The sequence below is a fragment of the Streptomyces sp. NPDC091682 genome, assembly GCF_044756625.1.
Lineage (GTDB): Bacteria > Actinomycetota > Actinomycetes > Streptomycetales > Streptomycetaceae > Streptomyces.
Map to the genome: position 1 here is coordinate 648759 of NZ_JBIVTH010000002.1, position 14838 is coordinate 663596.

At 69.8% G+C, this 14838-nt stretch carries 14 protein-coding genes and 1 pseudogene; 11 read left to right on the forward strand and 4 right to left on the reverse strand.

Annotated elements, in window-relative coordinates:
- Window positions 1-119: 119 nt before the first annotated feature.
- From ACIQK6_RS07375 to ACIQK6_RS07390, 4 genes and pseudogenes are all read left to right on the forward strand, one after another.
- A complete protein-coding gene (locus ACIQK6_RS07375; protein ID WP_329096513.1) occupies window positions 120-761 on the forward strand; it encodes a CBS domain-containing protein in 642 nt (213 codons plus the stop codon).
- A gap of 74 nt (window positions 762-835) precedes the next feature.
- Window positions 836-1197, forward strand: a pseudogene (locus ACIQK6_RS07380) (response regulator transcription factor); the annotation flags it as partial.
- A 514-nt stretch (window positions 1198-1711) separates the two neighbouring features.
- Window positions 1712-3928: a hypothetical protein gene (locus tag ACIQK6_RS07385; RefSeq protein WP_402694462.1), complete on the forward strand. Its 2217-nt coding sequence runs from the start codon at window positions 1712-1714 to the stop codon at window positions 3926-3928.
- Between the two features lie 405 nt (window positions 3929-4333).
- Window positions 4334-4744, forward strand: a complete 411-nt coding sequence (locus ACIQK6_RS07390) for an NUDIX hydrolase (RefSeq protein WP_402694525.1) — start codon at window positions 4334-4336, stop codon at window positions 4742-4744.
- Window positions 4745-5322: 578 nt separating this feature from the next.
- On the opposite strand, the gene ACIQK6_RS07395 is transcribed toward ACIQK6_RS07390, so the two are convergent.
- Entirely contained in the window at window positions 5323-6288 is a 966-nt protein-coding gene (locus tag ACIQK6_RS07395; protein ID WP_402694463.1) for a pirin family protein, read from the reverse strand.
- Window positions 6289-6393: 105 nt separating this feature from the next.
- Here ACIQK6_RS07395 and ACIQK6_RS07400 point away from each other — a divergent pair, with 105 nt between their 5' ends.
- The 7 genes from ACIQK6_RS07400 to ACIQK6_RS07430 all read left to right on the forward strand — a co-directional run bounded on the left by ACIQK6_RS07400 (window position 6394) and on the right by ACIQK6_RS07430 (window position 11269).
- Window positions 6394-6744, forward strand: a complete 351-nt coding sequence (locus tag ACIQK6_RS07400; RefSeq protein WP_329096524.1) for a tetratricopeptide repeat protein — start codon at window positions 6394-6396, stop codon at window positions 6742-6744.
- 61 nt (window positions 6745-6805) lie between these two features.
- Window positions 6806-8008 (forward strand): methyltransferase, encoded by a 1203-nt coding sequence (locus ACIQK6_RS07405; RefSeq protein WP_329096525.1) that lies wholly within the window; start codon window positions 6806-6808, stop codon window positions 8006-8008.
- A 28-nt stretch (window positions 8009-8036) separates the two neighbouring features.
- On the forward strand, window positions 8037-8996 hold the full coding sequence (locus tag ACIQK6_RS07410; protein ID WP_402694464.1) for a MerR family transcriptional regulator: 960 nt from the start codon (window positions 8037-8039) through the stop codon (window positions 8994-8996).
- A 107-nt stretch (window positions 8997-9103) separates the two neighbouring features.
- The gene (locus ACIQK6_RS07415; RefSeq protein WP_329096529.1) at window positions 9104-9736 is read left to right on the forward strand and encodes a DUF6230 family protein; all 633 of its coding nucleotides are present in this window, start codon (window positions 9104-9106) and stop codon (window positions 9734-9736) included.
- Window positions 9727-10164 (forward strand): DUF6114 domain-containing protein, encoded by a 438-nt coding sequence (locus ACIQK6_RS07420; protein WP_329096531.1) that lies wholly within the window; start codon window positions 9727-9729, stop codon window positions 10162-10164. Before ACIQK6_RS07415 ends, ACIQK6_RS07420 begins: the two co-directional genes overlap by 10 nt.
- The gene (locus ACIQK6_RS07425; protein WP_329096533.1) at window positions 10161-10811 is read left to right on the forward strand and encodes a hypothetical protein; all 651 of its coding nucleotides are present in this window, start codon (window positions 10161-10163) and stop codon (window positions 10809-10811) included. Before ACIQK6_RS07420 ends, ACIQK6_RS07425 begins: the two co-directional genes overlap by 4 nt.
- A 140-nt stretch (window positions 10812-10951) precedes the next feature.
- The gene (locus tag ACIQK6_RS07430; RefSeq protein WP_329096535.1) at window positions 10952-11269 is read left to right on the forward strand and encodes a DUF2087 domain-containing protein; all 318 of its coding nucleotides are present in this window, start codon (window positions 10952-10954) and stop codon (window positions 11267-11269) included.
- Here ACIQK6_RS07430 and ACIQK6_RS07435 read toward each other — a convergent pair.
- The 3 genes from ACIQK6_RS07435 to ACIQK6_RS07445 all read right to left on the reverse strand — a co-directional run bounded on the left by ACIQK6_RS07435 (window position 11242) and on the right by ACIQK6_RS07445 (window position 14570).
- Window positions 11242-12078, reverse strand: coding sequence for a metallophosphoesterase (locus ACIQK6_RS07435; RefSeq protein WP_402694465.1), 837 nt, complete (start codon window positions 12076-12078; stop codon window positions 11242-11244). The two genes, ACIQK6_RS07430 and ACIQK6_RS07435, sit on opposite strands and share 28 nt — an antisense overlap.
- A gap of 145 nt (window positions 12079-12223) precedes the next feature.
- Window positions 12224-13987, reverse strand: coding sequence for a hypothetical protein (locus tag ACIQK6_RS07440; RefSeq protein WP_402694466.1), 1764 nt, complete (start codon window positions 13985-13987; stop codon window positions 12224-12226).
- A 43-nt stretch (window positions 13988-14030) separates the two neighbouring features.
- Window positions 14031-14570 carry a hypothetical protein gene (locus ACIQK6_RS07445; protein WP_329096541.1) on the reverse strand — a complete coding sequence of 180 codons (540 nt, stop codon included), beginning with the start codon at window positions 14568-14570 and terminating at the stop codon, window positions 14031-14033.
- Between the last annotated feature and the right edge of the window lie 268 nt (window positions 14571-14838).

The following is a 14838-nucleotide window of genomic DNA, read 5'->3' on the forward strand; positions in this document are numbered from 1 at the left end:
GACCACGGGGCCGGTCGGTCCCCGTCTTGGCCCACAGGGACCCTGTCGACGCGCACGTCCGAATGCCGACACTGGAAGTGTCGGGACCCTACCGATCGACCACGGCGAAGGAGCCGGTCATGCCCGCCTCTCAGTCCACCGTCAGTGACCTCATGACGCACACCGCCATCGCCATCGGCCGTGAGGCGTCCTACAAGGAGATAGTCGAACTGTTGCACGAATGGAAGGTCAGTGCGGTCCCCGTCCTGGAAGGTGAGGGTCGCGTCGTCGGGGTCGTCTCCGAAGCAGACCTCCTCCCCAAGGAAGAGTTTCGCCGCGAGGAGCCCATCCTGCCGGACCAGCTGGACGAAGCGTCCAAGGCCGGCGCCGTGCTCGCCGAGGACCTGATGTCGAGCCCCGCGGTCACCGTCCACGCCGACGCCACTGCCGCGGAGGCTGCCCGCATCATGGCCCGCAAGGGCGTCAAGCGCCTTCCGGTGGTGAACAAAGTCGGCATGCTGGAGGGCGTCGTCAGTCGCAGCGACCTCCTGAAGGTGTTCCTGCGTCCCAACGAGGAACTTGAGGAGGAAATCCGCCAGGCCGTGCTGGCCGAGCTCGCACCGGGCGCGCGCTTGGACTTCTCGGTGCAGGACGGAGTCGTCGCCCTCCGGGGACCGCTGCGGGATCGGGCTCTGGTCCCGCTCCTGGCCCGGGCGATCCGCAGCGTCGAGGGTGTCGTCGACGTCCGGATGGAGTTCGACGGGGCCGTCTCACCCGCTTAGCAGGTGCATATCACCAAATTCTGAGACAATCCGGGTGGAAGCAGGCGCAGCGTCATCCGGATCAGGCGGCGAACATGTCCGACGTACCGGGGGCCTCCACGGAGGCCCCCATCAAGGTGTTCGTCCTCGACGATCACGAGGTGGTCCGGCGCGGGTTGCGGGACCTCCTCGATGCCGAGGGGGACATCACCGCGGTGGGCGAGGCGGCACGGCGGAGCAGGCCCCGGCCCGCGGACCGGCGCTTCGCCCGGACGTCGCCGTCCTCGACGTACGGCTGCCCGACGGTGACGGAATCTCGGTCTGCCGTGAGCTGCGCTCCCGCATGCCGGATCTGGCCTGCCTGATGCTGACGTCGTTCGACGACGAGGACGCCCTGTTGGACGCGATCATGGCGGGGGCGGCCGGGTACGTGCTGAAGCAGATCAAGGGGTCCGATGACCACGTACCCCTTCCCACGGCACACGACGTGCCATTGGGCCCTCTGGCGGGAATGGACGTACCGCGGTGGCAAACGGCGAGCGGCTCGGTGCTCCATCGGCCGGCCCAGTACCTCCTCTGGGCCCAATATCCAGGCGGTGTCCGCCCAGCCGGCTCCAGCCAACACCGTCTCACGGCAGTCCCCCGGCTCTTCACCCTCCTCGACGGTCTCTCGCGCCGCTCCCTGCGGGTGATCGGCGACACCGAATGGCACGACTCACCAACCGTGTACCAAGAAGCCATCGACAACGTCCCCAAGGCAGCGTTCTCGCCCGACGCCCACTGCTGGTGGAACACCCAAGCAGCCGGCCGACTCCCCCACCTCCTGTCCATGGCCCGCGCAGACGCCGCCTCCGCGCAGCAACAGGCACAGCGCGCCCAGGCACCTTGGCGGTAAGACGGCCACAGCCTCGGTCCCAACGAAGCCCGGCAAACCTGCCACGCCGCGAACTGCTCTCTGGTTGGGTGGCTCAATGGAGCACCAGGAGTATCTTGGCCACCGCCTCATCGAAGTAGCCCTTCTTCCCGCGAGGGTGGTCTACCTCATCGCTGAAGACAGCACGAGCGGTTTCCGGGCGGCGGTGCGGGCGGCAACCCAACGCTGGGGCGGCATGACCGAGCCGATCATCGAAGCCTCTACGGATGCCGACACCGGCGCGACGGCGGAGCTGATCCGAGTCGCGGATGTCCAAGCGCTCGTCAATGTGAACGCCAACCCTGAACGTGCTCAGGAACTTGCCGACTCCTGGAATCTTCCGCTCGTGGCCCTCGACGCCATGGGCTCAACAGGAATCTGGCAGTTCACGAGCCGGCCTGAGGCTGCCTGCCACAACCTGATCGGGCCGGCAGCGGACACCTGCTTCCGGGCAGATCCGGAGGGACCGCTCTGGGCCGTGGCAGTGGCGGGTATCTACGACGCTCCAGACGAAGCCGCGTACCAAAGTCCCGTGATCCCCGCGCAGGACACTCTCCTCGGTGCCGCACAAAGCACCGGCGCTACGGCCCTCCAGCAAGGCATGGCCGGCTTTCAGGAACACCAGCGCTCAAGTCAGAACGTGCATGACGAGCTGCCGATCGTTGTCGTCGTTGCCCGGCCGGATTCTCTGCCCGACGTCCTGTGGTTTTGGAATGCTCGTGCTCTGCGCTTGCACGTACACACCGAGATGCCCCTCTTGCTGTTCCCCGACGATGCACCGAAGAACTGGACCAACTTCGCGCGCGACATCCGGCTGGCACAGGTCCACTCGGGGCTCCGCGTTCAACCGGACGTCGTCCTCATCAGTCAGAGCGTTGCGGAAGATGACCTGCACGAAGCGGCGCATCAGGCCGGTCTCGTCGCATCGTTCGACCATGAGCTCCGCCACAGCCGTCTTGCTGAGGCTCCTGAACCTCTGACCTACGCGATCAACCTGGACGTCTCTTCAGGGTGGCTCTTCGATCGCCGATGGGGTGCCATGAAGCGCAGCGGTTTCCACCAGTTCGCCGGGCCCAGCCGGTTCGACGTCAAGCTGCCCGTCACCCTGCAGCACCCCGCAGCCGGTCTGCTGCGCCTTGCCGGAGAGCCCTTCAACGGTCTTCCAAAGCATCCCGTAGTCGCTCGTATGATCACGGAACAAGGCAGGGGCCAGATTCGACTTCCGGCGTCCTGGCACGGCGACCAACTACAGATGCCAGTTTCCCTGCCGTGGTTGGACTGGCCGCGGCTGACCCTGACCATCCCGAAGCTAGTGGAGGTCGTACCTCGGCTCTTGGACGACGCCACCAACAAGTTCGAGCTGTCGACTCCGGGCAAGATCGGCGTCACCATCACCCAGCAGTCCGACATCGGCGCCCTTCTAGACCTGCTCGTCGTGGAATCACTTACCGCCCTCAAGACGGAGCGCACCGAGCACTTCATCAAGGCGCTAGACCATCGGCTCCCCGGGCGCATCCCGCTGGATGAAGCCAAAGAGCTTGCCCGCGAATTCGGCGGACGCATGGACCGGAAGTTCCGCTCCGCCACGAACGCCCTGAACCATTGGCGACCCCAACAGGTGACCCCCGCTCTGGAACGGGCCTGTGAACAGGGATGGGCCGAGCGCGGACTCGGGCTGGACTGCGAGCAGTGCAAACTGCACAGCTTCATCCCGCTACAGGCGAGCACCAGTCAGGCCATCTGCCCCGCCTGCTCGGCACCGGATAGGTACGGGCGGGACAACGGCAAGTCCGTCGAGATCATGTATCGCCTCAACGGGTTCATCGACCGGGCCGTTGACAACGGCGTGCTCACCCATTTGCTAGTCGTCGCCGCCCTGCAGAAACGCGCCCCCGACTCACACTTCCTCCCCGGCGTCGACGTTGTCTTCGACGATGGCGACACGAAGGAGGTCGACATCTTCGGCGTCTACGAAGGAAAGGTCCTTGCAGGCGAGGCGAAAGTCAGCGCCACCGAGTTCGCAAACGAAGGCCAAATCAGGCGTGACATCGAACTCAGCCGCCGTCTCAAGGCCGACGTGCACGTCATGGCGGCGATTGCGACCTCCGACCTCGTTTGGCAGAAGCGCGTACCGAGCGGGACCGCCAGGCCGAGCACCAGGCACGGACGCAGCAACGCCGACGATGAAAGCCGTAGCTCGCCGCGCAATGGATGCCACCCCGCCGACGTGCCACAGTGCGCACTCGTGCGCTCCCTGCCGCACCGGGGCTCATGAGGCCATCCTGGTGGCATGGCGACCCTCCCGAAGGCTCCATGTCCCTCTTGCTCCGTTCCGCACGCCTTGTTGCCTACCAAACGGATCGGGTACGGATCGGTCAAGGACCACAAGATCGAACCCCGGGCACTGGTGCTGTGTCCGGGCAGTATGGTCCACGTCGCTTACGCCGAGGCGCGAGCATGGCAGCTCGAGTTCGAGCGCGCACAGCAGGAGGCAACGGCGCCGACCGCAGTGGAAGAAATGCTCTTCGAGGGATGAGGATCGGAGAGCCACACCCCATGCAACTCATCCCAGTAACGACGAGGGGCTCGCGACAGTCACCAGGCCCCGACGTCCCGCCGACGCCCAAAGCCCTCCTCACCCCAAACGGCAGTGGCTGCCGTGAGTGACCGAGAGACGTCGCTGAATGACAATGCCCCACCTCAGCGTCGGGTTACCGGGGCCGTCGTGGTTCATGAGGGTCAAGTACTGCTCGTACGGCGACGAGTTGAGGAGGGCCAACTCTCATGGCAGTTCCCGGCGGGCAAAGTCGAACCGGGCGAATCCTGCGAGGAAGCCGCCGTCCGCGAAACCAAGGAGGAAGCCGGCCTGGACGTGGTCGCCGTTATTCGCCTGGACGAGCGGGTCCATCCCATCACCAGTTGGCAAGTGTCGTACACGGCCTGCAAGGTGGTCGGCGGGACCGCGCACGTGGCGGACGCCGACGAAATCGCTGAGGTCGCCTGGGTGACCCTGCCGGAGATCCCGCAGTACATCCCGTACGGACTCTTCGAGCCGGTCCAGCAACACCTGGACGTTGCCCTTCGATCTTGACCACGGCAACCAGGACAAGAAGGCCTCGACCCCCGCAACAGCAGTCCATGGGCGGCGCCCTCTCATAGCGGCCCCGCACCCTGTGGGTTGTAGGCCTCTGAATGCGGCCGCCCGATTCCCGGGAGAGGGCACGCCGCTGAAGCAGCCAGCCACCTCGGATCCGTAGGCCTCCGGCGCGCGCACGACGTTCCGTCACAGCCTGGCGGAGGGAGCTAGACAGGCAAGGGCGTTGTCACTTGCGCACAATTTCCGCCACTCACGCTTCATCCACGGATCGAACGCCCTGGCCGAGACCGACGGAACGATCGTAGGAGCCGACGGCGCAGCGGCGACCCACACTGCCCTTCGCAAGCAACCGGACTCGGCCAGCCAGCGGCCAGATCTAACTGCTCGTCAGTAAAGTCAGCAAAAGGTCAGCATTCGTTCGACCAAACTTGGTAACAGCCTGCAACACATGAGACTCGACCGTCGGCGTCGAAGGCTCTCGCACCAAGTCCGGCGGCCTCCCCTACGAAGCCAAAAGCGGAGGGCCAGGAGCAAGCATCGCACCCGACCCACGCCCCACATAGACCAGCAGGTCAGCGGACTCTTCCCCTGGCTTTCAGGTGCGTCGGCGGGAGTTCAGGAGCCGGAATCGGAGGGCCATCGTAGCCCTTCACCTCGCCGAATCGGGACCCGTTCATCCAGTCTTCGCGGGCCTGCGCGATATCATCGTGTGACCGTCCGATCCAGTTCCAGAACATCACGATCTCCTCCTCGAACGGCTCGCCGCCCAGGAGCATCAGGCCCGCGTCCGAGGTTGCCCGCAGGGAGAGTTCGGTGCGGCCGCAGCCGAGGTAGAGCATCGAGCCCGGGAGGACCGGGACGCCGTCGACGTGGGCCTCGCCCGACATCGACAGGACCGCGTACTCGAAGTCCGGGTCGAGGGGGAGACGGGTTTCCGTGCCCGCCGCGAGGGCGAGGTCCGCGCCCACGATCGGGGTGTACGCCGTGCCCGGCGAGGTGGCCGTGTCCAGGGTGCCCAGGATGACCGTCGCCGTCAGCCCCGGGGCCGTCACGCGCGGGAGGTCGGCGTGGTGCTGGAAGTGCGGTTCCACGTTGCGGTGGGCGTCCGGCAGGGCCACCCAGAGCTGGGCGCCGTGCAGGAAGCGGGCGTGCGGGCGCGGGCTCTCCTCCGAGTGGCTGATGCCGCGGCCGGAGGTCATCAGGCCCAGCTCCCGGGGCCGGATCGTCTCCAGGCTGCCGACGCTGTCGCGGTGCAGCACCTCGCCCTCGTGCAGCCAGCTCACCGTCTGGAGCCCGGAGTGCGGGTGTGGCGCGACCTGCATGCCGGGCTCGTCGGCGATGTCGTCCGGGCCGTAGTGGTCCACGAAGCACCAGGCGCCCACCATGCGGCGGCCCAGGTTGGGCAGGAGCCGGCGGACCTCGGTGGACCCTCCGAGCTTGACCGTGCGCGGGCTGAGGAGCTCGCGCACCGGTTCGGCCACGACGAAGCCGCGGCCGCCGCAGGCAGAGAGAGCGGGCTGGCGATCGAGATTGCTCATGTGGACAACCTAGTCCCGAGACCGCGGCCGCGGAGGGCGGAATGTTCCACGACCGGGGCGTGTTGGGGGCAGCAGACGGACCACCTGAACGGCGGAAGGGACACGATGAACGCGCCGACGACGTACTTCGAGCACGGGACGGCAGCCGAGCGCTGGGCGCGTGCCCAGCTCTTCTTCGACGCGAAGGAGTACGCGACGGCCGCCCGCATCCTGGAGACGCTGGCGATCGAGGCCCCCGAGCAGCTGGCGCCCCGGCTGCTGCTGGCCCGCGCCTACTACCACTCCGCCCAGCTCTCCCGCGCCGAGCGCGAGCTCCGCGCCGTCCTGGAGCGCTGGCCGGTGGAGGACTACGCACAGCTGATGCTCGGTCGCACCCTGGAGCGTCTGGGCCGGGCCACCGAGGCCCGTCCGTACTTGCGGATGGCGGCGGCCATGGCCGGCGAGTTCCCCGAGTAGTGGGCCGCCCGGCCCCGCGCATGCGGGGTCGGGCCTTCGGCTCCGATAGCCTGGGCCCCATATGAACCACCTCACCACACCCTTCGGCTCCTACGAGCTCACCCGCTTCCCCGAGGACCCGCGCGACCGGCTCCGCGCCTGGGACGCGGCCGACGAGTACCTGTTGCGCCACCTCGACTCCGGTACCGGGGAACGCGGGCCGGTGGACCTGGCCGCCGCCGGCCGGATCGTCGTGCTCGGGGACCGCTGGGGGACGCTGACGACGGCGCTCGCCGCGTACCGCCCGACGCAGATCACCGACTCCGCCCTCACCCGCGCGGCCACCGCCGCGAACCTGGACCGGGCCGGTATCGGAACGTCCAAGTCGACGGTGACCCTGCTGACGACCCAGGACCCGCCGCCCGAGCGGATCGACGTCCTGCTGGTGCGCGTGCCCAAGAGCCTGGCGCTGCTGGAGGACCAGCTGTACCGGCTGGCCCCGCACGTGCACGCGGGCACCGTCGTCGTCGGCACCGGCATGGTCAAGGAGATCCACACCTCCACGCTGCGCCTCTTCGAGAAGATCCTCGGCCCGACGAGGACCTCGCTCGCGGAGAAGAAGGCACGGCTGATCTTCTGCACGCCGGGTACCCCGGGGGCGACCCGCCCCACGTCTGCCGGGCCCTGGCCGCTCACCTACACGGTGGACGAGGACGCCGGGTCGGCCTCCGGCCTGTCCGTCGTCAACCACGCCGGGATCTTCTGCGCCGACCGGCTCGACATCGGCACCCGCTTCTTCCTGCAGAACCTGCCGACCAACACCGATGGCGCCCGGGTCGTGGACCTGGGCTGCGGGAACGGCGTCGTCGGCACGGCCGTCCAGGTCCACGACCCGGACGCCGAGGTCGTGTTCACCGACGAGTCCTACCAGGCGGTCGCCTCGGCGCGGGCGACCTACCGGGCGAACATCCGCGAGGGCCGGCGCACCGCCGAGTTCCACGTCGGCGACGGGGTCGCGATGCTCTCCCCCGGCTCGGTGGACCTGGTGCTGAGCAACCCGCCGTTCCACTCCCACCAGGCCACGACGGACGCGACGGCACTGCGGATGTTCGCGCAGTCGCGCAAGGTGCTGCGGCCGGGCGGCGAGTTGTGGATCGTCGCCAACCGGCACATGGGCTACCACACCCATCTGCGGCGGCTGTTCGGCAACAGCGAAGTCGTCGCGAGCGAACCGAAGTTCGTCGTCCTGCGGGCGGTCAAGCAGGATCGTCCGCGGCCCATGTGACCTGCCGGTAAGTCCTACACTCTGGCCCGTGAGCAGCCAGGTGGAGGACGGAAGCGACAGCGGGAACGGGAGCGGAAGCGGCGGCAGCGGGCGCTACCGCCGCGAGGACGTGGCCCGGGCGGCCGGCGTCAAGGTGCGCAACCTGCGCTACTACCAGGAGCGCGGGTTGCTGCCGCCGCCGCGCCGGGAGGGCCGGATCGCCTGGTACTCCGACGATCACCTGACCCGGCTGCGGCTGATCAGCGATCTGCTGGGGCGCGGCTACACGGTCAACGGCATCGCGGAGCTCCTGCACGCCTGGGAGCAGGGTGGAGGTCTGTCCCAACTGCTGGGCCTGGAACGGGAGATGACCCGGGACTGGGTACAGGAGGAGCCGGTGACCATGACCCGGGCCGAGTTGCGGGAGCTGTTCGGTCCGAAGGCGACCGCCGCGGACACCCGGCGGGCGGCGGAGCTCGGCTACGTGACGGTCGACGGCGACCTGGTCACGTACCCGAGCCGGCGGCTGCTGGAGGCGACACTGGCGCTGGTACGGCAGGGGGTGCCGCTCGCGGAGGTCCTGGATGCCGGGGAGTTCGTACAGGCGCAGGCGGCGGCGGTCGCGGACCGGTTCGTGGGGCTCTTCCGGCGGTACGTGATCGACGCCGCGGGCGTGGACGGCTCGACGGCCCCGGATGGTCCGACGGGCTCGGATGGTCCGGCGGGCTCGGCGGGCTCGGCCGGCCCAGCGGGCCCGGCGGGCTCTGCGGGCTCGGCGGGCTCGGCGGGCTCGGCGGGCTCGGCCGGCCCGGCGAGCTCGGACGGCCCGGACGGCCCGGATGCTTCGGAGGGGCTGGAGCGGCTTTCGGCCACGCAGCTGCGGCACATCACGGCGGCGGTGACGGCGCTGAGGCCGGTGGCCGGTGAGGTGGTGGCCACGGAGTTCGCACGGGCGATGGCCCGGCGGGTGGACGCGGAGGTCGCCGAACTGCTGCGTACGGAGAAGTAGGAGTCGACTCAAAGGGTGCGCTCGCACAACCTTGCCAACCCCCATTGGCACTCTTACATTCAACTCGTCGGTAACAACGGTGCACAGCCGAAATAAGGGACGTTCTCATGACCGGTTCCCCGCATTTATCCGACCTCTCCGACGATGACTCCGGGCGTGTCCGCTGGCGCCGGTTCGCCGTCCTGACCATCCCCGCCGTGGCCGTGACCGCCGGCCTCGGCATCGCCCTCGCGCAAGGCGTTCTGGCCGCCTCGTTCGCCGTGTCGGGGCAGCAGTTCAAGGTGTCGGCGCAAAGCCTGGAGGGCGAGGGGTTCGCCCAGTACGGCAGCGTGGACGTCAACGCCCGCCAGGAGCTCATCCCGGTGGCCGTCACCGCCATCAGGGAGGCCAAGCTCCACAGCCTCTGCCAGTCCGTGGTCACCACGCTCCCGGTGGTCGGGGACATCTCGCTCAACCTCACCGCGGGACGCAAGGCCCCGGTCGAGGCGAGCAACCTGTTCGTCGACGCGACCCAACTCGCCGGCGACGCCGTCTTCACCAACATCGAGATCGGGCGCGACGCCTCCACCCTCGACAAGGGTCCGGCCGAGGCCCAGGGAATGCAGGACCTCTTCGCCCAGCAGGCCGACACCGTCAGCATCACCGATCTCCAGCAGACCGCGTGGGCGACGAACGCCGGCACCTTCAAACTCTCCGGGCTCAGCATGGACGTCAGCAAGGGCAAGAAGGAATGCTTCTGAACCTGTTGCGGCGCTGGCGGAAGTGGCGGCGCAGCAGGCCCTTCTGGGGCGGTCTGTTCGCGATCCTGGCCGGGTCGTGGATCTGCGTCCTGCCGCTGGCACCGTTGAAGATCATGCTCCAGCAGGGGGTGGCGGGTATCCCGTCCGTCCTGATGGGCATCGTGATGATCGTGCTCGGGCTCACCGCCTGGTTCTCTCCCGCTCAGCGCTCCCTCGCGGGTGTCCTCACCACCCTGATCGCCACCGCCGCACTGGTCCTGTCGAATCTCGGCGGGTTCCTGATCGGCACCCTGCTCGGCATCCTCGGCGGCGGCCTGATGTTCGCCTGGCAGCCGTACGCCGCCCGGCGTGCCGGGAAAGCGGAGTCCGCCGTGGCCGCGTCCCCTCCCCCCACCCCGCACCACGATCCCCAAGGAGCACAGCCATGAGCCGTACGCGCACCGCGCTCGCCCTCGGGACGGCCGTCGCCGGAGCCATCGCCCTGGCCTCGGTCACCGCCTCCGCCGCGCCCTTACCCCTGGCCGGGTCGACCACCGTCACCCCGGCCGGGCACGCGTTCAAGGCCACCCTCAGCGGGAAGGCCACCCTCAAGGCCGGTTCGGTCACCGTGACCTGCACGGTCTCCGTCGCCACCGGCAGCGTGCCGGGCGCCCCCGGCAACAGCAACCCGGCCGGGGCCGTGTCCTCGCCGATCTCGGCACCCACGTACAGCTCGTGCACCTCCAGCACGTGGGGAGTGACGCCCACGGTCACCACCAGCGGCGCCTGGTCGGTGTCCATGCAGAACGGCGCCCCGATCACCGCCACCATGGGTCTGCCGGTGGGCGGTCTGGTGGTCCAGACGAGCGGGCTCGCCTCCTGTACGGTCACGGCCGCCCCCACCGCTCCGGCGAACGTCGGCGGCACCTGGGTCAACGGTGCTCCGTCGACCCTGACCTTCACGAACGTCTCCGTACCGGTCACGGTCACCGGCGGGTTCGGCTGCCCGACGAACGCGACCACGTCCGTCTTCAACGCGGTCTACAAGGTGACCGACACCACCGACCCGGCGCAGCAGATCACCGTCGGCCCCTGACCTCCGGCGATCCCCGGCCACGGGTCCCGAACGAGCCCGCCCGGCCCCGGAACGTCGGGGGCCGGGCGGGTTGCCGCTGTCCGCCCCCCACCCGGAAAATGCGTTGCCGCCGGCGGCGCGGACGGGCCAAGCTCGCCGGCATGTCCCAGAACACCGAGCCTCGGCCGTCGCAGTCCACCGCCGCCCCGTGCCCGCCACGAGGAGACGTACACGACCTCTTCGCCGGCGGGCGCCTCACCGTGATCCCGCGCAGGGCCGCCCGGCGAGAGCAGTTGCTCACCCACCTCGCGCAGACCCTCTTCGCGCCGGACCGGGAGTACACGGAGCCCGAGGTGAACGACGCGCTGCGCACCGTGCACGAGGACTGCTCGGCGCTGCGGCGCTATCTGGTCGAAACGGGCCGGCTCACTCGGACCCGTGACGGACGTACCTATCGGCGGGCGGCGACCACCCGGTAGTGGGTCGTCAGCCGGCCGTCGTCACCGAGCACGTGGAAGGCGACGGCCGGCGGCTCGTCGAGGTGCACGTGCTCGGAGGACCCGGTCGGCGCCTCCCACGGCAACCGGAGCGTGGAGACCACCCCGGGCGCGACCAGCACCGGCCGGCCCGCGAAGGTGGTGGCCGCGGCGGTGTGCGCGTGCCCGCACAGGAAAGCGGTCAGGTGCGGGTGGCGCTCGACGAGGGCGGCGAGCCGCTCCTCCCCGAACTGGCGGATCTCGTCCACGTACGGGGTGTGCAACGGCACCGGCGGGTGGTGGAAGGCGACCAGGACCGGGATCTCCGGCGGGGTGTCGGTCAGTACGCCGTCCAGCCAAGCCAGGGTGGACTCCTCCAGGAAGCCGTGGTGCTCGCCGGGAACGGACGAGTCGCACACGGCGAGGACGAAGCCCTCACCGCGCAGCACCTGGTCAACGGGCTGGGTGGAGCGGGACTCCCCGGAGGACTTCCCGGAGGACTTCCCGGAGGACTCCCCGGGGGCCCCCTCGGGAGACTTCCCGGGGGACCGCTCCCCCAGCAGGCCGCGACGGAAGGCGGCCCGCTCGTCGTGGTTGCCGGGGCAGACCACCAGGGGGTGTCGCGAGCGCAGCAACTTCGCGGCTTCCTCGTACTCGGCGTCCTCGGCGTGGTCGGCTATGTCCCCGCTGACGAGTACGGCGTCCAAGTCGTGCGGAAGCGCGTCGAGATACTCCATGACGGCGCGGGTGCGGTCGGCCGCGCGCCGGTCACCGTCGAGATGGACGTCGCTGAGGTGGGCGATCACGATCACGTGCGGTGTCTCCTTCGTCCCTGGTCAAGAGATGTAGTGGACACCCATTCAACATGCCGAACCGCCGCCCGCCCACTGCGATTTGCCGGCCCCGGTCGGCCCCGGTCGGCACCAGGCCGGCCCGAGGTCAACGTCGGGCCGGTCCTCAGCCAGTGGTGCGCGACCGCGCGCGGCGCATCAGCACCCACCCGGCCGCCGTGAGCACGACGGCGCTCCCGGCGAGGGAGCCCACGGCGACTCCGGTGGAGGCGAGCGTTCCGCCGTGCGGAGCGGTGTGATCGCCGCCGCCGACCGTGGCACCGGCCGAACCGCCGCCGACGCTCCCCGGGGTACCGGAAGTGCCGGAAGTGCCGGAAGCGTCAGACCGGCTGTCGGAGCCGCCCGCACCACCGGAACCGCCGTCGGAACCGCCTGCCGTACTCCCGGCCGAGCCGGCCGGGCCGGTGGGGCCCGTCCCGCCGGTGCCCCCGGTCGTGGTGGAGCCGCCGCCGCTGCCTCCCGTCGTGGTGTCCGCGATGGTGACGGTGAGGGTGGCCGCTGCGGTACGGACCACACCGACGTCGTTGCTGAACTCCGCCCGGTAGCGGCGGCCGCTGTCGGAGAGCGCCGCCGTGAACGTGTACGTCGGCGCGGTGGCGCCCGCCACGGCCTGCCAGGTCCGGCCCGCGTCGGTGCTGACCTGCCAGGCGACCGTGGGCCGCGGAGTCCCCTCGGCCTCCGCCGTGAGCGAGACCTCGGCCCCGGCCGCGACCGACCGGTCCGCCGGGCCGCGGATGACGCGCGGGGAGGTGGCCCGTTCCAGCCGGATGATGCTGCCTGCGACCGGGTCCGATACGAAGACGGTCGCACCACCGGGTTCGACGGCGACGGCCGCACTGCCCAACTGCACGTGGACTCCGGGGAGCACGACCGGCTTCACGGCCTCCTGGAGGTCCCGGGTGCGGTGGACGGTGAGCGTTCCGTCGTTGTCGCTGCCCGGCTGCGAGGTGTCTCCCGCGTCCTGCCACACGACGAACGCCTCGTGCGTGGTGGTGTCGAAGCCCGCCGCGCGGGGCACGTCGCTGCCCGAGCCGCGCAGGGTGCCCAGCCGCTTGCCCGTCGCGTCGTGGACGACGACGGAGGAGTCCAGCCCGACCCACACCGCGCCGGTCTCGGGATCCACCTCCGTGAACCCGCCGAACCCCTCGCCGGCCGGGAGTTCGACGGTCGCGGTGACCTTGAAGGTGGCTGCGTCGATCCGGTACATGCGGCGGTTGCCGATGTCCGTGAACCACACCGTGCCGCGTGCCGCGTCGACCGCGAACCCGTCCCCGCCCTCCAGGGTGACGGAGCGCTTCACGGCGGCGGTCGCGATGTCGACCTCCGACAGTACGGGGCCCTGCGCGACCAGCACCGTCGAGGGGGTGAGCCCGGCGGTGGCGTGGGTGACGGCCGCACCCGGCACCCACGCGCCCGCCGCGGCAGCGTCGCCGTCCTTCGCAGTACCGATGCCGCGCAGCGGGTAGGAGAAGACCGCTCCGTCGCCGGGCAGCGGTGCGAGCAGCTGCCGCACCGCCCGCCGGCCGAGCGTGCCGGTGGGCCCGGGAGCCTGGCCGACGGTGCTGCGCACCTTGCCGTCGACGGGGTCCAGGACGTGCAGCCCGCTCTCGTTGACGTCGGCGGTATCGGGCAGGTCGTCCGAACCGACGTACAGCTTCTTCGAGTCCGGGTGCAGCATGAGGTCACGGGGTTTGCCCGCCGTGGTGAACCGCGCCACCGACCGGTACGCGACGGTGCCCTGCGGTACGTCGGCCCCCTCACTCCCGGCTGCCGATACGGGACTTCCGGTGGCGGCCGAGGCCAGTACGAGCGCGAGCGCGGCGGATGCGGCGCCCGCACGACCGGGGGTGAGGGGGTGTCGGGGTGTCATGGCTTCCTCGTCGACGGGTCGGGCGATCGGTCCCGGAACGGGATTAGTTGAAGGCCACCGGGACGTGGACGTCGTACTTGCGGTTCGAGGAGTTGAAGTGGTCGGCGCGCGTGACGATGGCGCATTCGACCGTCTCTCCGCAGATCTGGCCGCCGCCGAGGTCGGCCTTGACGTGGATGGTGACGCTGAAGGTACCGCCCGGACCGAACTTGGAGGTGTTGGCCAGGGTGCCGCCGAAGACGTTGTTGACCCAGTGCGAGGCTCCGGTGGTGCCCGACTGGTCCGAACCGCCCAGGCAGGGGGTGGGCTTGCTCGCGCCCGGTGCTCCGCTGACGGCGCAGAGGCTCACGTATATGCCCTTGGCGGTGTTGTAACCGCTGCCGGTGACCGTGACGTTCTGGCCGGCCGCGGCGGCTGTGGAGGGCGCGGTGAGGCTGAGGTTGTAGGTGGTCGCGCCGTCGGTGACCGTACGCGTCGAGGTGGCGGCCGAAGCGGAGCCGGCCGCGCCGACGGCGAGCGCAACGGCGGCGGCGGTGGCGACGGCCGCGCGGGCGGCGGTACGGGGCAGGGAGGCAGCACGCATCACTGGAACACCTTTCAGGCACGGGAGGTCACGAAGACTGAGGTAAGGCTAACCTAATTTCGATCAAGGTTGTACGGCTACTTCACGCCATCTCCCTCGCCATGACGGCCAGTCAACTTCGTTCCGACGAGCGCCGATCCGGAGGTCTGAAGGGTCGGGGCAGGAACGAGGGACAGGCGCAGAACGGCCCGGCCACGCCGTAGGGCGCAGCCGGGCCGTGTCCAAAAAGCCCCCTCGGGCCGTGTCCAGGAGGCCCCCTCGGGCGTGT